Annotated in this window: 16 protein-coding genes; all 16 read right to left on the bottom strand. The window is 41.4% G+C overall.

Going from position 1 to position 18,068, the window contains the following annotated elements; translation table 11 throughout:
* Positions 1-265 precede the first annotated feature (265 nt).
* The 16 genes from I6852_RS02555 to I6852_RS02480 are packed head-to-tail and all read right to left on the bottom strand — an operon-like array spanning position 266 to position 18,064.
* A complete protein-coding gene (locus I6852_RS02555) occupies positions 266-1,645 on the bottom strand; it encodes a phosphomannomutase/phosphoglucomutase (protein ID WP_156583437.1) in 1,380 nt (459 codons plus the stop codon).
* Positions 1,646-4,051 (bottom strand): DUF7494 domain-containing protein, encoded by a 2,406-nt coding sequence (locus I6852_RS02550; RefSeq protein WP_197291895.1) that lies wholly within the window; start codon positions 4,049-4,051, stop codon positions 1,646-1,648. It lies immediately after the preceding gene.
* Positions 4,041-5,513: an NADH-quinone oxidoreductase subunit NuoN gene (gene nuoN, locus I6852_RS02545; protein WP_197291896.1), complete on the bottom strand. Its 1,473-nt coding sequence runs from the start codon at positions 5,511-5,513 to the stop codon at positions 4,041-4,043. The genes I6852_RS02550 and nuoN overlap by 11 nt, the downstream gene beginning before the upstream one ends.
* Positions 5,500-7,038, bottom strand: a complete 1,539-nt coding sequence (locus I6852_RS02540) for an NADH-quinone oxidoreductase subunit M (protein WP_197291897.1) — start codon at positions 7,036-7,038, stop codon at positions 5,500-5,502. The genes nuoN and I6852_RS02540 overlap by 14 nt, the downstream gene beginning before the upstream one ends.
* Before the next feature lie 3 nt (positions 7,039-7,041).
* Complete coding sequence (gene nuoL, locus I6852_RS02535; RefSeq protein ID WP_197291898.1) at positions 7,042-8,880, bottom strand: NADH-quinone oxidoreductase subunit L; 1,839 nt, start codon at positions 8,878-8,880, stop codon at positions 7,042-7,044.
* Between the two features lie 2 nt (positions 8,881-8,882).
* Complete coding sequence (gene nuoK, locus I6852_RS02530; protein ID WP_000579759.1) at positions 8,883-9,185, bottom strand: NADH-quinone oxidoreductase subunit NuoK; 303 nt, start codon at positions 9,183-9,185, stop codon at positions 8,883-8,885.
* Positions 9,182-9,730 (bottom strand): NADH-quinone oxidoreductase subunit J, encoded by a 549-nt coding sequence (locus tag I6852_RS02525; protein WP_000464230.1) that lies wholly within the window; start codon positions 9,728-9,730, stop codon positions 9,182-9,184. Before I6852_RS02525 ends, nuoK begins: the two co-directional genes overlap by 4 nt.
* Positions 9,723-10,382 carry an NADH-quinone oxidoreductase subunit NuoI gene (gene nuoI, locus I6852_RS02520; RefSeq protein WP_197291899.1) on the bottom strand — a complete coding sequence of 220 codons (660 nt, stop codon included), beginning with the start codon at positions 10,380-10,382 and terminating at the stop codon, positions 9,723-9,725. The genes I6852_RS02525 and nuoI overlap by 8 nt, the downstream gene beginning before the upstream one ends.
* A gap of 10 nt (positions 10,383-10,392) precedes the next feature.
* Positions 10,393-11,382 carry an NADH-quinone oxidoreductase subunit NuoH gene (gene nuoH, locus I6852_RS02515; protein WP_079299291.1) on the bottom strand — a complete coding sequence of 330 codons (990 nt, stop codon included), beginning with the start codon at positions 11,380-11,382 and terminating at the stop codon, positions 10,393-10,395.
* Positions 11,379-13,943 (bottom strand): NADH-quinone oxidoreductase subunit G, encoded by a 2,565-nt coding sequence (locus I6852_RS02510; protein WP_197291900.1) that lies wholly within the window; start codon positions 13,941-13,943, stop codon positions 11,379-11,381. Before I6852_RS02510 ends, nuoH begins: the two co-directional genes overlap by 4 nt.
* On the bottom strand, positions 13,940-14,926 hold the full coding sequence (locus I6852_RS02505; protein WP_197291911.1) for a hypothetical protein: 987 nt from the start codon (positions 14,924-14,926) through the stop codon (positions 13,940-13,942). Before I6852_RS02505 ends, I6852_RS02510 begins: the two co-directional genes overlap by 4 nt.
* 2 nt (positions 14,927-14,928) lie before the next feature.
* Positions 14,929-15,159, bottom strand: coding sequence for an NADH-ubiquinone oxidoreductase subunit E family protein (locus I6852_RS02500; RefSeq protein WP_000819164.1), 231 nt, complete (start codon positions 15,157-15,159; stop codon positions 14,929-14,931).
* Positions 15,156-16,385 carry an NADH dehydrogenase (quinone) subunit D gene (nuoD, locus tag I6852_RS02495; RefSeq protein ID WP_165534669.1) on the bottom strand — a complete coding sequence of 410 codons (1,230 nt, stop codon included), beginning with the start codon at positions 16,383-16,385 and terminating at the stop codon, positions 15,156-15,158. Before nuoD ends, I6852_RS02500 begins: the two co-directional genes overlap by 4 nt.
* Before the next feature lies 1 nt (position 16,386).
* The gene (locus I6852_RS02490) at positions 16,387-17,184 is read right to left on the bottom strand and encodes an NADH-quinone oxidoreductase subunit C (RefSeq protein ID WP_029650154.1); all 798 of its coding nucleotides are present in this window, start codon (positions 17,182-17,184) and stop codon (positions 16,387-16,389) included.
* Positions 17,184-17,663, bottom strand: a complete 480-nt coding sequence (locus I6852_RS02485) for a NuoB/complex I 20 kDa subunit family protein (protein ID WP_001183511.1) — start codon at positions 17,661-17,663, stop codon at positions 17,184-17,186. Before I6852_RS02485 ends, I6852_RS02490 begins: the two co-directional genes overlap by 1 nt.
* Complete coding sequence (locus tag I6852_RS02480; protein WP_197291901.1) at positions 17,663-18,064, bottom strand: NAD(P)H-quinone oxidoreductase subunit 3; 402 nt, start codon at positions 18,062-18,064, stop codon at positions 17,663-17,665. The genes I6852_RS02485 and I6852_RS02480 overlap by 1 nt, the downstream gene beginning before the upstream one ends.
* Between the last annotated feature and the right edge of the window lie 4 nt (positions 18,065-18,068).

Raw genomic sequence — 18,068 nt, 5'->3', positions numbered from 1 at the left:
CACGACTATGAACAACTTGCCCATGCATTTAATGGTGTTACTTTTTTTATCACCCATGCTAACTTCCTTTTTTTTGGTTTTGCTAATCTAACCTAGATAGCATGCGGTAGTATAGTCAACTTCAACTTCAACTTCAACTTAGCTTAAATAGTGCAAAAAATTTGAGATCTTATGATTTTATGTGTAGTTTTAAAGCGACTTGTTTAATTGATCTAATATTTTTTAAGAGTAAGGGATAAGAAATGAGATTATCCCAAGCTCTATTTTAAAGTTTTTCTAATAGCCCAAGCAACGCCCTTTTATACTCTAACGCTGTTGTTTCATCCTTGCCTTCAAAGCGGCTGACTAAATAGGGGGTGGTGTTGCTTGCGCGAATAAGCCCAAAACCATGTTCAAAAACCACTCTCACGCCATCAATGCTGATGATTTCTTTGATTTTAGGGAAATGACTTGGCGGGTTTTTAAGCGCTTTTTGTAGGTTATGAATGATTTCAAATTTTTCTTCTTCGCTCACGGCGATTTTTTCTTCAGGCGTGGTGTAGGAATAGGGGAGGTTTTTAATGGTGTTTTCCAAATCGCTTGGACTTTGTTCAAGCAATAATTCTAAAGCCCTTAAGCATGCATAAAGAGCGTCATCATAGCCAAAATAGCGCTCTTTAAAAAAGATATGCCCGCTCATTTCAGCCGCAAAATGCGCATGGGTTTCTTTGAGCTTGATTTTTAAATTGCTGTGCCCGGTTTTATACATGAGCGTCTTACCAAAAGTATTAATCGTGTTATACATCACTTGAGAGCATTTGACTTCGCCGATCACAAAGGGGGTGATGCCTTGAGCATGCAAGCGTTTAGCGAATAAAATCGCCAATTCATCGCCCGCATAGATATGATGAGAGCTTAACATCGCAATCCTATCCGCATCGCCATCAAAAGCAAAGCCTATCAAAATAGCGTTTTCTTGCATGTGTTTTTCTAAATCTTTTAAGTTTTTCGCTTCGCTAGGGTCTGGGTGGTGGTTAGGGAAATTCCCATCAGGATCGCTATAAAGGCTGCTAAAATCAATGTTTAAAGCCTTTAAAATCGGCTCTAATCCTAACGCTCCCACGCCATTACCAAAATCCAGGGCGATTTTGTATTTTAGATTTTTTAAATGCTTAAAATCCTTGATCAAATAGCGCTGATACGCTTCTAGGGCATTGGCTTTCTCTGGCGTTTCTTTTAGGGGTTTTATTTCATGCTTGGCGTTTAAAAGCGTGTCTTTTAAAGCCTGAATATCCTTGCCATAAAACGGGTTTTGGTTGAGCGTGATTTTAAAGCCGTTGTATTCTTTGGGGTTGTGAGAGCCAGTGATCATGATGGAATTAGGGCATTGAATGCCATTGATTTCATTAAAGGCCGCAAAATACGCTACCGGTGTGGGGATTAGCCCTAAATCATACACTTTCAAGCCGCTTGATTGCAGCCCCGCGCTCAAAGCTTCAAACAAAAAGCGCCCATGCACCCTTGCGTCATGCCCTACAAACACGCTTTTATCGTATTCTCGCATGATTTTCCCCAACTCCACGCCGATACTAAAGGCGCTCTTTTCATCTAAAGTGGTGGGGTAAATGCCTCTAATATCGTATTCTCTAAAAATGCTAATGTCCATTCATGACTCCTTGTTTTTGAATAAATTTAAACCCTGTTCGCATAAATTTTGCCATGCGTTTGTTTGATCTTTTTGTTTTAATTGAACGCATTTTTCTAAACTGGCTTTAGATTTTGCTTTTTGGTTGGTTAAATCCAATAAGCTGGATTGCAAGTATAAGGCTTTTTGGTGATCTTCTAAAGAAAGCCTGCGGTTTAAAAGCTTGTCTAGCGTTTCTAACGCTTTTGAATAGTCTTTGGTGGTCCTGTAAGCGTCAATGAGAGCAAATTCGCTAAAAGGCGTGTAAGAATAGTCCTTGTAAGCGTCTTGGAGTTTGAGTAAGCTTGTGGCATAAATTTTGACGCTTTTAGGATCTTTTTCATTTTCTAGCAATTTAAAATAAACCAACGCCATGCGTTTATCATCTTTGAAATGCTTTTCTAAAAACGCATACAAATTGAGAGCCAATCCTTTTTCATTGCTTTGCATGTAATCTGAAAATAAAACAAAAGCGATATCATAAAATTCTTTTTTATTCAAGCTTTGAGCGAGAATCAAAGCGTCTTTAGAGGCCAGAGTGGAATTTTTAAAATCCCCTAAGCGGTAGTAATTGCGCCCCAAACGATAAAGCCATACCAATTTCTCGCTAGGGGTTTTAGCCGCTTTTAAAGCGTTTAGGGCAATGATTTGCGCTTTTTCTTTGAGCGATGCAAAATACAAGCAATCAAAGGCTTGGATTTCTTCTTTGGGGGTAAATTCAAAGGCGGTGATTTGGGATAAGTATTTTAAGGCTTCTTCACAACGATGATTTTCTAATGGGGTTTTAGCAAGGACATTGAGCGTTTTTTGGATCAAAGGAGAATCTTTAGGCAAATTTTTTTGCATGCCTAACACTTCAGCATAACGCTTATTTTCAAACAAGAGTTGGGCTTTCAATTCTAAAGCCTTTAGGGCTTCATTAGAATTAGGGAAATTTTGAATGATTTTATCGTAGTGGGCGATTTTTTCTTGCGTGTTCCCCTCCATGGAAAAAAGGGCTTTTTCATCGCGCGCTCTAACGACAGAAGCTTTATCCAATTCCGCATGGTCTTGCAAATATTGCAGATTGTAAAGGTGGGCGTTTTTAAAATCCTTGATCCTTGCATACAACGCCCCTAAATCATAGAGCGCTTGCTCTTTAGCTTTCACATCATCATCTTGATTAAGGAGCAAGTGAGCGATTTCAATCGCGCTTGCATTCATCTGGTTTTTTTTCAATAATTTGAGCAAGTCTAGGGCTGATTCGCTGTGTTTAGAAATATAATCTGGGTTGGATTGGACCACCTTATCAATGAGGTATTTAGCGTTATTAAAGTTTTGATAGTTTATCTCTGCTTCAGCCCAATTAAGCGCGATTTCACTCGCACTCTCTTTGTCTTTGGCGTTAGAAAAAGCTTCTTTAAAAAGCATGTTAGCGTTGCTCAAATTAGAAGCGTTAGCCGCTTCAATGGCTAAACGCATTTGGGCTAAGGGAGCGTAGCGGGAGTTTTTGTATTCTAAAAGAATGCGTTTGTAATAACGCATGGCCTGTTTGTAATTGTTGTTTTCATCTAAAGCTTTGGCGACATAGTATAGCGCTTCAGGGATATTAGGATCAGTCGGGTAATTTTTAATCCACTTGGTGCCAATATCTATGAGTAAGGATTTTTTAATGCCTAATTGGCCTAATGCGATAATTTCTAATAAATACAAATCTTTTTTAAACATCGTTTGAGGGTAGTTTTTAAACGCACGGCTGATCGTGCGTAGGGCGTCAAAATAGGCTTGCGAATCCATTTGTTTTTTAGCCTCTAAATAAGTGTTTAAGTCATAGCCCTTTGTGGTGAGTAGGGGTTTGTTATTCACGTCTAGTTCTTGAATGATAGGGGTTTGAGCGTCTTTAATGACAATGGGGAAATTCAAGCCTTTTTGAGCGTTGTCTTTTCCACTCAAAAAAGGGATATTTTGATCATAGCCTATGATTTGCCACATCTTGGCTTTAGGATCGTTTTCCACAAAAAGGGGGATCGCTTTTTTATAATCCCTGTCAAAAGAAAAAAGGGTGAGCCTTCGCATCACTTTGGGTTTGATGTGTAAAATGAATTGTTGTTGGCGCATGGAATAGGTGATATTGAAAAAAGCGTTTTCTAAAGGGGTAAAACCCTCCTTAGGGATAGAGTCTATCACGCATTCTATGGGGCGTTTAGCGTGTATAATGGATAGAGAGGTTTCAATCCCGCTTGGCGGTTTTTCATTGGTATAAAAACAAGAAAACGCCTTATTGTGTTGTAAGGTTAAAACCGAAAAATCTTCCCCCCCTTCTTTGCCTTGCGTGAGCGTGAGGCTTAAGGCGTTGAGCGAATGGGAGAGCAAGCCCATTAAAAGAAAGATTTTTGACTTAAGCCACAAACTCTAAAAGCCCTCGCATCATAAACACAGAGAACAAGCACGCTAACGCCATAGTAATAATGACCGCATAAATGGGCATGGTAGCGTTTTGGGTGTAAATATCGTTTTGAGCGTAGCTTTGTAAGGGCTTATTGAAAAACATCGCCACGAGCCAACGGAAATAATAAAACGCAGCCACCGCGCTATTGACTAACATCACCACCGCTAAAAGAATGTGATTGCTCTCTAAAGCGCTTTCAACGGCTAAAAATTTCCCCCAGAACACGCTAAAAGGCGGGATTCCTGCAAGCCCAAAAACAAAAATAGCGCCCAAGATCGCCACTAAAGGGTGGGTTTTGATAAGGCCGTTGAATTTGGAATAAGGGTGATCGTAGCGTTCATCCCATGTTTTTTCCCGGCTTTTTAAGAGCCATAAAAGGCCAAAAGCCCCAATGTAAGTGAAGGCGAACATGAACCAATAAACAAACATCGCCTGTTGGCTATCTTCAGTGTGGATAAACACGCACGCTAAAGCGAACCCAGAATGCGAAATGGAGCTATAAGCGAGCATTCTTTTGACATCTTCTTGCCATAAAGCAATGAAATTAGGGATGGTGATAGTCATAAGGATCAAAACATAAAAAATGTCTTCTACCCAAGCGATGCGGGTGTCTATAAACGCCCCAAAAAGGCGAGTCGCTACCACAAAGCCAGCGATTTTAGGCACAATGGAAATATAGCTCGCAAAGACCGGGTTATTGCCCTCATACACATCAGGCATCCAGGTATGGAAAGGCACTAAAGAAACCTTAAAGCCAATCGCTCCAATCAAAAAGATAGCGCCCATCGCAAAGAGCATGGGGTTTGTAACGCCCTCAGTGTGTAAGTATAGGGTAATGACTTCAAGATTCAAGCTCCCTGTAAGCAAGTAAAAAGCCATAGCCCCCATAGCAAAAAACGCGCTCGCCATCGCTCCCATAGTGAAATATTTGATCCCTGCTTCTAATCCGTAGCGTTTATCGCTCAACGCCATTAACACGCAAAGGGGTAAGGACGCTGTCTCTAACCCAATAAGGATTAACAATAAATGGTTGCTTGAAACCATGAACTGAAAGCCAGCAACAATAAACAAATATAAGGAATAAAATTCAGCGGTTTGAAATTCGTTGAAGCGCTCTTTGGAAAGGGCTAAGAAAATGAGCAAAAAGGCTGAAATCAAGACAATGCTTTGAGAGATGAGCGAGAGCGTATCCAAGCTTAAAAACCCAAAAAAGGCGTTTTCTTGCTCTTCTAACCCTAAAACCACCAAAAAATCCAAAACCAAAAAGAGCATGCATAAAAACACATTCAAATTGCGTGAAAACCTAGAAGTGAAAGCGTTGATTAAGAGCGTGAAAATCCCCCCACACACCAACACCAGCATGGGTAAAATGCTCTCAAAATTAAAGCTATCAAAAGAGACGTGGAGACTATCTATTAACATAAGAGACCTCTTTTATCTTAGTGTCCAATGAACCTAAAAAAGGGAGCGAGCGGATTTCTATCACCTCTAAAAGCTGCTTAGAGCCTTGCTCAATCGGTTTTAAAAGGATTTTAGGATAAATCCCTAAAATTAAAATCAAAGCTAAAATCACGCTCAAAACCCCTACCTCACGAGCGTTCAAATCTTCAAACACGCTGATTTGATTGTTCCCGGCTTTCAAATTACCAAAGAAGACATCTTTATATGAAGTGAGCATGTAAACCGCTGAGAGAATAATGCTTGTCCCGGCAATGATAGCCAAAAGAGGGTAAGTAGCAAAAAACCCCAACAAGCTCAAAAACTCTCCCACAAAACCAATGCTTAAAGGCATGCCCACATTCGCCATTAAAACGATCATAAAAAAGGCTGCAAAAACAGGAGCGCTTTTAGCGATCGATCCAAAGCGAGCGATTTCTAAACTGCTGGTGCGCTCTTCCAAGATACCAGCGAGCAAAAATAATCCCATGACGATAATACCATGCGCAAACATCATAAACACCGCCCCTGAAACCCCCTCAACATTGAAAGAAAAAACCCCAAGCACCACGACTCCCATGTGCGAGAACGAGCTATAAGCGATGAGGGTTTTTAAATCTTTTTGAGCGTAGGCTAAAAAGCCTCCATAAATGATCATGCACAGCGCCACAATGGCTATGGGGGTTAGATAGATTTCTGAAAGATCAGGAAAAAGTGGGAGCAAGAAGCGTAATAAGGCGTAAGTCCCCATTTTAGAAAGCAAGGCCGAAAGCATGACAGAGCCTAAAGTAGGGGCGTTAGAATACGCATAAGGCAACCATGTGTGTAAGGGAAAGAGCGGGATTTTAACCGCAATCCCTATTAAGAAAGCCACAAAGAGCCAGGTTTTAATCTCGCTAGAAAAGTTCAATTGATACCAGTCTAAAATATCAAAACTCATCATGCCGTAATTGCTAGCGTAGTAATACCCAATGTATAAAATGCCTAAAAGCATGCACAACGACGCTAAAAAGGTGTAGAGAAAAAACTTCATGCCGGAATAGATTTTGTTATTACGGCCAAAACGACCGATGAGATATAAGACCGGCAAGAGCGAGATTTCCCAAAAAGCGTAGAAAAAGATCATATTGAGAGAAGAAAATACGCCCATTAAAATCCCCTCTAACAATAACAAACAAATCGCAAAGTCTTTACGACGCTCTTTGACATAAATCACGGACAATAACACCACGATAGCGTTTAAGAGCAACAAAAAGAGCGCGATGCCATCAACGCCCACATGGTAATTCACGCCAATTTGATAGACTAATTCCTTTGTTTCTTCAAACTGCATGCCTGCTGTTTGAATATCAAACCCATGCCACAGCAACAAGATTAATAACAATTCAATCAAAGCGATGACAATCGCATACGCCCTGCTCGCTTGATCGCTCATAAAGAACGCTAATAGCGCGCTCAGCATGGGGAAAAAGATCACCACACTTAAAAGATGCGCATGTAAAAACTGCATTTCTTATCTCCCAAAAAAAGCTACAAACGCTAATAAGATTAAAACCCCGGCCACCATGAAGCGCAGCATGGAGGTTAAATTCCCATCTTGACTGATTCTAAACACACGCCCTATAACAAAAACGCTTCTTCCTATGGTATCCACTATCGCATCAATGATTTTCAATTCCACGACCTGGTGCAAGAATGAAGCGATGGTGCTAAAAACTTTTGCAATCCCTTGATAGAGCTGCGGGATATAGTATTGGTTGAGCAAGAGCTTGTATAAAAAGCCCCTCTCTTTTTTAGAAGTGATACCATTTTTATATTTAAATATGGCATAAGCGATACTCAATAACACCACTATGGTGGTGATACTGATTAAAAGAGCGAGCGGGACGGGATATTCTTCAACGCTGGGGATCACTTGAGAAATAAAATGAAAAAACGGCTCTTCAAAAAACCCGGCAATGACCGCTAAAACCCCTAACGGCAGCATGCTTAAAAGCATGAAATTTTTGGCTTCATGGGGGTGGTTGATTTCGTGCTGTTTGGGTGCAAAAAACACCAGCATGATGAGCCTGAAGCTATAAAAAGCGGTAAAGATCGCCCCAATTAGAAGAACAAACCATAAAATGTGGTGGTGCATCCCAAAAGCCACTTCTAAAATTTTGTCTTTAGAAAAGTATCCTGCGAAAGGGTAGATCCCGCACAAAGCCACTGAACCTATAATCATAAAGATCGCTGTGATTTTCATAGGCTTGTATAAAGCGCCCATTTTAGTAATATCCAAATTGTCTTCCATCGCATGCATGACATTCCCTGAGCCTAAGAAAAGGAGGGATTTGAAAAACGCATGCGTAAAGAGGTGGAAAAGCGCGATCGCATAAGCCCCAAGACCGGCCGCTACAAACATATAGCCTAATTGAGAAAGCGTGGAATAAGCCACAATGCGTTTTAAATCCTTATTGACTAAAGCCATGCTCGCTCCAAAAAGAGCCACAAACGCCCCTAAACATGCGATGAAATAACCCACTTCAAACACCGTGCTATACAAGGGATTGGCTCTAATGACCAGATACACCCCAGCGGTTACCATCGTCGCTGCATGGATGAGTGCGGATACAGGGGTAGGCCCCTCCATAGCGTTGGCTAACCATGTGTGCATAGGGAATTGAGCGCTCTTCCCCATAGCGCCAATGAAAAGAAACACGCTGATGAAAAAGAGCATGGAATAATCGGCGTTATTAAGTGTGCTAAAGACTTCTTTATACTGAAGAGTGCCAAAATTCCAAAAGATCAAAATAATCCCCATGAGCATGCCTAAATCCGTGATCCGATTCATCACAAAGGCTTCAATAGAAGCGTTGTTCGCGCTTGTTTTATGATACCAAAAGCCAATGAGCAAGTAAGAACATAGCCCCACCCCTTCCCAGCCAATGAAAAGCCCTAAAAAATTATCGCTCAACACCAACACCAGCATGGAAAACACAAAGCCGCTGAGGTAGGAAAAATAGCGGTTAAACCCTGTATCATGCTCCATATAGCCTATAGAATACACATGCACTAAGAAAGAAACTAAAGTAACCACGACAATCATGACTGCATTGATATTGTCCAGCATGAGGGAAAAGCCGACTTTAAAATTCCCTACCACGATCCAGTCAAATAAATATTTTTCATAGCTTTGATGATGCCATGCTTGAATGAAAAGAACCACCGCACCAATGAAAGAAACCAGCACGCACAAAGAATTGAAAACGCCCACATGCAACGCTTTAGCTTTAGCCCCAAACAGCCCCGCATAAACTGCGCCGATTAAAGGCAAAAACAACACCACTGACAGCAAAGAAGAATACTGCATGCTCAACCTTTCATAGCGTTTAAAGAATCAATGTCTAAGCTCTTGTATTTCTTAAACCACAAAATCACCAAGCCCAAACCAATAGCCACCTCACTAGCGGCAATAGCGATAATAAAGAGCGCGAACATCTGCCCGTCTAAATTATGCGTGTATTTAGAGATCGCTACAAAACCGATATTGATCGCATTGAGCATGATTTCTGTAGAAAAAAAGAGTAACAGAATATTTTTGCGTTTCAGCATGCCCGCTAAACCAATGCAAAAGAGTAACCCTGAAACAATCAAATAGTGGTTTAACCCTATCATAGAGATTCCTTTATAAATTGCGTGTGATTTTTCCCATGGATTTTTTGAATCCCTGTAGCGATGCCTCCAACCATAGCGACTAAAAGCATTAAAGCCGCCGCTTCAAAAGGGATGAGGTAATTAGTAAAAAGCACATAACCAATCGCTTTAATGTTAGGGATTTGCGCATCAATAGCGTTGGAATTGACTTGATTAGAAAGGTTTTCGCCAATGCTAGGAGCGCTTAAAATCAAGGTGAGCAATAGCGCCACGCCAAATGAAAGAACGCACAAGATTTTAGGGCTTTGCTTGCGTTCAACCACTTCCGCAGCAGAGTTGAAAAACATCATGCCAAACGCATACATCACAATGACCGCGCCCACATACACCGTGATTTGCACCACGCCCAAAAACTCAGCGTCTAGCAAAAAGAAAAAAGCGGAAATAAAAACCATGCTGCTAGCGAGAGCGGTAATGGCATAGAGGATATTCGTGGTGGTGATCACCACTAACGCCATGCTTAAAGTAAGGATCGCAAAGAAATAAAAGGCAATGGTTTCAAACATTTTCATCTCCCTTATTACTTTCTGGGCTTGGAGACTCTTCTTTGGATTCTTCTTTTGAAGGCTCTTGGACATAATCTAAAGGGGTGGCTTGCATGCGTTCGTTGTAATTAGGGCTTACCGCACCAAAGCCTAAAAATTCGGCATGCGAGCAGTTTTTAGCGTCTTGTTCGCTCGTTAGAAATTCGCTTTTAGAGCCGTATTGGGAGCGTTGGGTGCTGGCGTTTTCAAACCGATTCCCCATAACAATCGCTAATTCTGGGCAAACTTCCGCGCACAACCCGCAATAAATGCAACGCCCCAAATTGATCGTGTAAGAATCGATCTTTTTGCGGTTGTCTTCGCCCTTATGCGTGATGATCCTTATGCAATTGCTCGTGCAAATCTTTTCGCACAGCCCACAACCTATACACCTTTCAGAGCCTGAGTCTAAAAGCCGTTGCAAATGATGCACCGCGCGATAGCGTGGGCTTAAAGGGAGTTGTTCCATAGGGTAATGGATGGTTACGCTTGGGCTAAAAAATTCCTTGATTGTAAGCCCTAACCCTTTGAATAGATCCAAACCCAAGCTTGTTTTAATGGTGTCTTTAAACTGCTCGGTCGCGCTATGGACTTCGGCTCGTTTAGGAAGTTGCTTGTATTCTTGTTTGGCCATAAAACCTCCTTTAAATTAAAATGATAATGCCTGTTAGCACGATATTCAATAACGCTAAAGGCAACATGATTTTCCAGCACATATCCATCAACTGATCGGGCCTTACATGCGGATAAGTCGCTCTAACCCACATGGATAAAAAGACAAAAAAGCCCGCTTTGATTAAAATCGCTATTCCCCCAGGGATAAAGCCCCATGCGTTAAACCCGCCAAAAAACACAATAGAAATCACAAAGGAAAAAGCGAATAAATGCGCGTATTCCGCTAAAAAGAACATGCCCCATTTCAAGCCGCTGTATTCGGTGCAATACCCCGCCACGATCTCGGCTTCATGCTCTAACAAGTCAAAGGGGGTTCGATTCAATTCAGCATAACTTGCGATCAAAAACAAAACAAACGCTAGAGGCTGCTTAAACACAAGCCAGTCTAAAAACCCACCGCTTTGGTAATGATTGATTTCCACTAAAGAGAGCGATCCTACCACCATTAAGGGGGCTAGAATGGTTAAAGTGCTGACCACTTCAAAGCTGAGCAGTTGGATCGTCGCTCTTGCGGAACCAATTAAAGAGTATTTGTTATTAGAGGCAAGCCCAGCTAAAATAGGCGCATAAATCCCTGCTGAACCCACGGCTAAGAAAAACAAAAAGCCAATGTTGATGTCAGAAATAAGGGGCTTGATCTCATAGCCAAACAGAGTGAAATTAGGGAAAAAGGGGATAGGCGCCATGGACACAAACGCGCTCACCATCGCAATAATGGGCGCTAGCGTGAAAATGAATTTGTTCGCGCCTTGAGGGATAATGTCTTCTTTGGTGAAAAGCTTAATGCCGTCTGCTGCGACTTGCAAAAGCCCAAAAGGCCCCACATAACAAGGCCCTAAACGGCGTTGGAAATAGGCTAACACTTTCCTTTCAATATAAGTGGCAAAGCCTCCTAAAGCCGAAAATACAGCGACTAAAATCAAAATTTTAATCAGGGTTTCAATGACATAAGCGCTCATGCTTGCTCCTTTAAATCCACGCTATCAAACACACCCTCTCTAAAAAAGCCAGAATGATTTGTCAAAAGAGAAGGCGAGATGACAAACACTTCCTGATCCAAGCTTTCATCAAGATACAAAACGCCCGTTAGTTCCTCTTCTTCTTTAGATAAAGTGATGTTTTGCCCCACTTCTTTATCCAATTTTTTTAAGAAAGCTTTAGACACATAAATACCAGTCTTTAATTGCAAATTCTCGCTTTTATTGGTAGCGTTATTGAATTGCGTTTCTGGGTATTTTAAATACGCGTTGAAAACGATTTTTTCTTTTAAAGGCTTGATAGGTTCGCATTCTGTTTTTTCATGCTCTTTAGCGCTGTTTTCAAAATGGCTTGTCCCTAATAAATAGCCTCTGTGATTGACCCTGTCATTAGTGAAATAGTTGGTTAGATGATCAAATTCCATGGCTTTAAAGCCCGCTTCTGTAGGGAGTTTGTGGGTGCATTCTGTGAGATTTTCTTCCACAAAGCCAAAGCCTTGCACAATATCGCTCAAATCATAGCCCTCAAACCTCAAAGCCGGTTTTAAGGGCAACACACGCCCTTCAATATTGGTGATCGTGCCTTCTAGCTGGTTGAGACTGGGCAAAATAAAATCCACTTTACTCACAGTGTCTTTCCCAAAAACCCTATCATCGCTATTGATAGTGAAATCCCCTTGAGCACGAATGCCTACAATTTTTTCATGTTCAAAAATTTCTTCGCTCAATTGACAAATAGAAGCGATGCCTAAAGCGTTCGCGCTTGGGGGGATAAGAATGAGTTTAATAGCGCTTTTTTGGGCTAACAAACGCAACATTTTAGCGATGTTATGGGCTTGTTTGTGGCTATAGATTTCTTCGCCAACCACCAGCAAGGTGTTGTTTGATTTTTGCAAAAGAGCGAGAATTTTTTCATAAGTTTCTAAATTGATGCCCGCTTCTTCAAGCAACAAATAAGTGGTTTTGGTAGGGACTTCAGTTTTTTCTTCTTTAACCTCTGTCTTGTTTTCTTCTTGATTTTCTTTTGTGGCAGCTGCTTCTTCTTGATTTTCTTCTTTTGGAGTAGTCGCTTCTGTTTTATCCTCTTCTTGATTTTCTGCCTTATTTTCTCCAATACTGCACCCTTGCTCGGCTTGTTCTAAAGCTTTTTTTCGCTCTTCTTCTAAGGCTTTAAGAGCCGCTTCATCTACAATATTTTGCTTGGAATCTTCTAAGCTTTTTAGAGCTACGCTTTCAATGTTAAGCATTTTTAAAAGCATGCCTAAAAGGATTTCTTCAGCCCCCACTTCATGGGTGATGCAAAAAGAGCTTCGGCACAAATTCGCTAACGCGTTATCCTTAATAGGGTGCATAGCGATCAAAGAAGCTTTATTGAGTTTGAGGGCGTTATTGATGGCATAGCGCACCAAAGGGTTTTCCGTTTTGATAGAAGATCCTATCGTAACGACCAAATTGGAAGTTTTAATTTCTTCAACGCTAGGGCGTTTAATTTCGCCCAATACCTTTAAGAATTGCTGGAAACGATACGCTTCTTGATTATAGATTTTAAAATTCAATTCTTTTCTTAAACGCTCTATTAAAAACGCCTCTTCATTCGTAATATCCCCACCTATTCGCACCGCTTCGCATTCTTTGAGGGCGTTTTGCGCTTCTTTAAGATTAGCGCTGCCTTTAGGGCTAGAGCTCACATCAAAAGCAAACCGGCCTGCCCCACAAATAGGGTTATGGTAAAAATCATTAAGCACCCTAAAAATCTTAGATTCTTCGCCTAGAGTATCAAAATGGCGCACATCATAAGAAATCAAACACCCGGCTGAGCAATGCGAACAAGTGGAATGGATCTTTTTTAGTTCCCATGCGTTAGCCGTGTAAGCGAAATCTTTATAGCTCAAAGCGCCCACAGGGCATACCGCAATGCATTCCCCGCAATCATAACAAGGCACACTGCCCACAAAAGAAATAATGCCTTTTTGCTTACGACTCCACACGCTAAAAGCGTCTTTGGACATGCTGTCTTTAAATTTATCCGGAGCATGCAAATCGGCTTTAGTGGCTTTGAGGTTGTTTTCGCCCACATTGTCCTTGCAAGTGGTTACACACCTTTCGCACATGATGCACAAATTAGGATCATACAAGGCTTTTGCCCATGAATCTAGAGCTTTAAAATCATCAGCCACCGCATAAGGTTGGTGCTCCACGCCGGTTAAATGCGTCATGTCTTGCAATTCGCACTCCCCGCTCTTATCGCACACGCCACACTCTAGGGGGTGGTTGACATCATAAGTTTGCATGATGCTTTTTCTTTCATCCATGAGCGTGGGGGTGTTAGTGAGAATGGTGGCGTTATTTTTGGCTTTCGTGTTGCAGCTATAAATGCGTTTGCCATCCATTTCAACCATGCACATTTTGCATGCGACTGTGGGCGAGCAACCGCTTAAATAGCAAATAGTAGGGATGTAGATCCCAGCGCTCCTAGCGGCCTCTAAAACGCTTTGTCCCTCTTGGCATTCAATCGTTTTGCCATTGATATTCATTGTGATCATGAAATTCCTTGAGAGTGGGATAAAATAGGGATATAAGGGTAAGCGTCAAAAAACGCCCCTTCTAAAATCGCAATCAAGCCCTTCAAATGGGGGCTTTCTTCTAACTCGCATTCTAGCGTTTGATTGGAGATTTGAAACCCCGCTTTAGAATGCTGGATCTTATTAGCGATCTTAAATTGTTTGGAAAAAGATAATTTGGGGGTTTCAAGGCTCTTGTAAGAAACATAGACAAACGAGCCGTTAGCCTCACCCATTCGCTCTAAAAGTTCTAAATCTTTTGATTGAAGCTCTGATTCAAAAGGCAAAATGCCCTCTTTTAGGGCTGTTTCTAGCAACCATTCTTGATCTTTAGAATCATAAAAAGCGGTCGTTGCGCTTGAATCATAGCAAGGGATGTGTAAAATTTCTAGGTAGTTTTGCAACCCGCTTAAAAGGGTGTATAAAAAAGCGCTATGAGCATGCTTAGTGATTTCTCTGTTTAAAACAAGTGCCCTTTTTTTTGCTTTAATGATAAGCGCGATAAGATCTTGTAATTCCTCTTCGCTCATGTTCGCTTCAGAGCTTAAATACCCCACATCTATTTTTTCTAAAACATGCCCTTTTAATCGGGAAGTTTGTTCTAAAATACCCCTTAAAATCAAGGCCAAAATCGCCGCTTCCGTGTGGATTTCATACGACGCAAAAAGGCAATTTTCTTGCAAGTCTCTTGTATCTTGTAAGGGTCTTAATAGAGCGTAGGGGCGTTTTAATTGGTTAATGCTTCCTAAAATCAATCGTTCATTTTCATTCAAACAAGCGTTTGAAAACCCCCCAAACAAAACGCACAAATCGCTTTTTTCTAAAAGGTTTAAGCTATCTTCGCTCAATTTGTAATTGATCTTAAACCCTTTTTGAAGAGATAATTTTTCTAAATAATAAGCTTCTTTCAAACTAATTGAAGAGCTTGCGCTTAAGGGAGAATTTAAGGGGTTAAAGCCGCTCAAAATCAAGCCTTTTTTCTCACGACAATCGTCCAATCCGCTTGATTGAAACGCAAGGAATTGAGAAGCTCATGCCCTTTAGATTGGATAAATTCAGCGCTCTTAGGGATATTAGAAAAATCCCCCACTTCAAACATGAAAATAGCGACTTCATTAGGTTGCATTTCTTTTTCAATCAATTCTTCTAAGCGTTCAAAAATATCTGCTTTTAAGGGGCGTAAATCAAAGCGTTTCATCTATCCACCTCGCCAAACACCGCATTGGTTGAGCCAATCACGGTTACTGCATCCGCTAAATATTGCCCCACTAAAATATCGCTCAAAGCCCCAATGTGATAAAAGCTAGGGGCTCTGATTTTTAATCTGTGAGGGTATGGCTCGCCCTCTGAATGGATAAAAAACCCTAACTCCCCTTTAGGGCTTTCTGTGGGGGCATACACTTCCCCAACGGGCGGGCGCATGCCTTGAGCCACTAAAACAAAATGCTGCATCAAGGCGTAGTTTTGCGTCATTATATCTTCTTTAGGGGCAGAAATATAATGCGGATTTTGAGCCATGATAGGCGTATCGGTTTTAGCATACATGGGAATGAGTTGTTCAACGATGCGAATGCTTTCATCAATTTCTAGCATATACAAACAATACCGATCATAACTATCGCCATAATTGCCCACCGGCACATCAAAATCAAGCTCTTTATAAAGCTCATAAGGCTCTTCTTTCCTAATATCATAAGCGATCCCAGTCCCTCTTAACATGATACCGCTCATGCCCCAGCTTTGTGCCATTTTTGGCGTTACAACGCCCACATTTTCCAAGCGCATCCGCCAAATGCGATTCTTATCCAATAAGCCTTGAATGAGTTTTTTGCATTCCCTCATTTCGCCTAAAAATTTTCTTAAGCCTTCTAACCAATTAGGGGGTAAATCTAAAGGCACGCCCCCAATCCTTATAGCGTTATGCGTGAGCCTAGCCCCGCAATAATCCTCCATCAAATCCAAGCCGTATTCCCTCGTTTTAAACGCATACAAAAACACGCTCATCGCCCCCACATCTAAAGCATGCACGCTGATAAAAAAGATGTGTGAGATCATACGGTTAAGCTCTAGTAAAATCGTGCGGATCACTTGCGCTCGACGAGGGATTTCTAAATTGAGCAAGGTCTCTACCGCATAAGCGTAAGCGTAATTATTGCTGGTAGAAGAAGTGTAATCCAATCTATCAGTAGTGGGCATGTATTCGTTATAGGTCATGTTTTCGCCTAACTTTTCACAGCCTCTATGCAAGTAGCCAATTTCAGGGGTAGCCTTAATGATTTTTTCGCCCTCTAATTCCAAAATCAAGCGCAATTGCCCATGACTACTGGGGTGTTGAGGGCCAAAGTTTAAAATCATTTGGTTGTCGTCATGTTCAAAAATGATGTTTTCAAACTGAGGGTTGAGTTTCGTGAAATTTTGAGCCATTTTATAGCCTCTTTTTTAAGATAGTGGGGGCGATTTTGTGCAAATCTTTGACAAAAGGGATTTTCTTAAACGCATGCTTTTCTTCTGTTTCTTTTAATTCCTCGCCCTTGCCCTGCTCATAGCCGATTTTGGCGAAATTAAAAGTGTCTTTTTCATCCACCCTCGCGCTGTCTCGTTGCTCTTTACCCACCACTTCTCGGTATTCTTTGCCAAAAATTTTATCCACTTCATACCATTGAGCGAATTCATCGCCTTTGAGCGGGTAAGAGCGCAATAAGGGGTGGCCTACCCAATCATGCGGCATGATAAGGCGCTTCAAATAGGGGTGTTTGTCAAACACAATGCCAAGCATGTCATACGCTTCCCTTTCGCTCCAATTAGCCGATCGATATAAAAAACTCAAAGAATCCACGCTCTCATTAGGCAATAAAACGCATTTCACGCGTACCCTACGGCGGTTCTTACAACTATCGCTAAAACCCACAAATTGATAAAACAATTCAAAATGCCCTTTTTTAGCGCACAAATCTATCGCGCTCATTTCGCTCAAACACTCATAACCCAAATGCCTTAAAGTCGTAGCGACAGAAAAAATATCGTCTTTTTTGATCCAAAACACCGCCGTGTTAGTTTCTATATATTTGTCTAAAACCTCATGCTTGTAAGAAAGGTGGTTATAAATGACCTCATAAGCACTGCCCTCTAAATATTTTTTAGGGGTGGGTTCTATGATTTTATAGGGGTCATGCTGGCGCGATTGTTTTTGCACATCTTCATAGGGGGATTGTTTTCTTACCATCACACTAACCTTTTAGGAGCGTCTTGTTTGATCGCTTTAGAGCGTCTGATTTTATCTTGTAAAACCATAAGAGCGTATTGTAAAGTCTCTGGGCGCGGCGCGCAACCGGGCAAATAAATATCCACAGGAACAACCCTGTCCGCTCCTTGAACGGTCGCATAAGTGTTGAACATCCCGCCCGTGTTAGCGCAACTCCCCATAGAAATCACCCATTTAGGTTCAGGCATTTGATCATAGAGCCTACGCATAAACTCGGCATGTTTTTTAGTGAGCGTGCCGGCGATGATCATCACATCAGATTGCCTAGGGCTCGCTCTAAAAATCGTGCCAAATCTGTCAAAATCAAACCTTGAACCCCCTGTCGCCATCATCTCAATCGCGCAACACGCCAAGCCATAAGTTAAGGGCCAGAGCGAATTAGAACGCCCCCAATTCAATAATTTATCCAAAGTGCTTAGAACAACCGGTGCTTGTTGCATTATTTCACCTCTAATTTCTGCCAGCTCAAAGCGTTTCGCTTTAAAGCGTAAATAAAACCAATGGTTAAAAAGAAGACAAAGCCTAGCATTTCAATGAGCCCAAACAAGCCTAATTTTTTAAAATCAATCGCCCAAGGGAACATGAAAACGATTTCTACATCAAATAAGATAAAAAGCATGGCCATGATATAGAAATGGTGCGACACCCTATTAGGCTGTTTGAGAGTCACAGGCCCGCATTCATAAGGAGCGAGCTTGAGCTTTTCGCCCTTTTTTTGAGCCATTTTACGGCTTAAAAACCTTTGAATCCTTAAGGTTAAGTTAAACACCCAAAAGGTGAATACCAACAAAACAAAAACGCCAAAATAGGGGTGATTCAATGCTTCTGTGGCTTGTTGCATCAGA

It is taken from the genome of Helicobacter pylori (assembly GCF_015904775.1).
Taxonomy (GTDB): Bacteria; Campylobacterota; Campylobacteria; order Campylobacterales; family Helicobacteraceae; genus Helicobacter; species Helicobacter pylori_DM.
This window is presented reverse-complemented; position numbering and strand designations above follow the sequence as displayed.

What these genes read in the sequence shown, in the direction of transcription:
- I6852_RS02485 (WP_001183511.1), bottom strand. Translation starts at nt 17,663, where the DNA reads ATGCAACAAGCACCGGTTGTTCTAAGCACTTTGGATAAATTATTGAAT.
- nuoN (WP_197291896.1), bottom strand. Translation starts at nt 5,513, where the DNA reads ATGTTAATAGATAGTCTCCACGTCTCTTTTGATAGCTTTAATTTTGAG.
- I6852_RS02500 (WP_000819164.1), bottom strand. Translation starts at nt 15,159, where the DNA reads ATGAAACGCTTTGATTTACGCCCCTTAAAAGCAGATATTTTTGAACGC.
- I6852_RS02490 (WP_029650154.1), bottom strand. Translation starts at nt 17,184, where the DNA reads ATGGTAAGAAAACAATCCCCCTATGAAGATGTGCAAAAACAATCGCGC.
- nuoH (WP_079299291.1), bottom strand. Translation starts at nt 11,382, where the DNA reads ATGAGCGCTTATGTCATTGAAACCCTGATTAAAATTTTGATTTTAGTC.
- nuoI (WP_197291899.1), bottom strand. Translation starts at nt 10,382, where the DNA reads ATGGCCAAACAAGAATACAAGCAACTTCCTAAACGAGCCGAAGTCCAT.
- nuoK (WP_000579759.1), bottom strand. Translation starts at nt 9,185, where the DNA reads ATGATAGGGTTAAACCACTATTTGATTGTTTCAGGGTTACTCTTTTGC.
- I6852_RS02480 (WP_197291901.1), bottom strand. Translation starts at nt 18,064, where the DNA reads ATGCAACAAGCCACAGAAGCATTGAATCACCCCTATTTTGGCGTTTTT.
- I6852_RS02540 (WP_197291897.1), bottom strand. Translation starts at nt 7,038, where the DNA reads ATGCAGTTTTTACATGCGCATCTTTTAAGTGTGGTGATCTTTTTCCCC.
- I6852_RS02510 (WP_197291900.1), bottom strand. Translation starts at nt 13,943, where the DNA reads ATGATCACAATGAATATCAATGGCAAAACGATTGAATGCCAAGAGGGA.
- nuoL (WP_197291898.1), bottom strand. Translation starts at nt 8,880, where the DNA reads ATGCAGTATTCTTCTTTGCTGTCAGTGGTGTTGTTTTTGCCTTTAATC.
- I6852_RS02555 (WP_156583437.1), bottom strand. Translation starts at nt 1,645, where the DNA reads ATGGACATTAGCATTTTTAGAGAATACGATATTAGAGGCATTTACCCC.
- I6852_RS02525 (WP_000464230.1), bottom strand. Translation starts at nt 9,730, where the DNA reads ATGTTTGAAACCATTGCCTTTTATTTCTTTGCGATCCTTACTTTAAGC.
- nuoD (WP_165534669.1), bottom strand. Translation starts at nt 16,385, where the DNA reads ATGGCTCAAAATTTCACGAAACTCAACCCTCAGTTTGAAAACATCATT.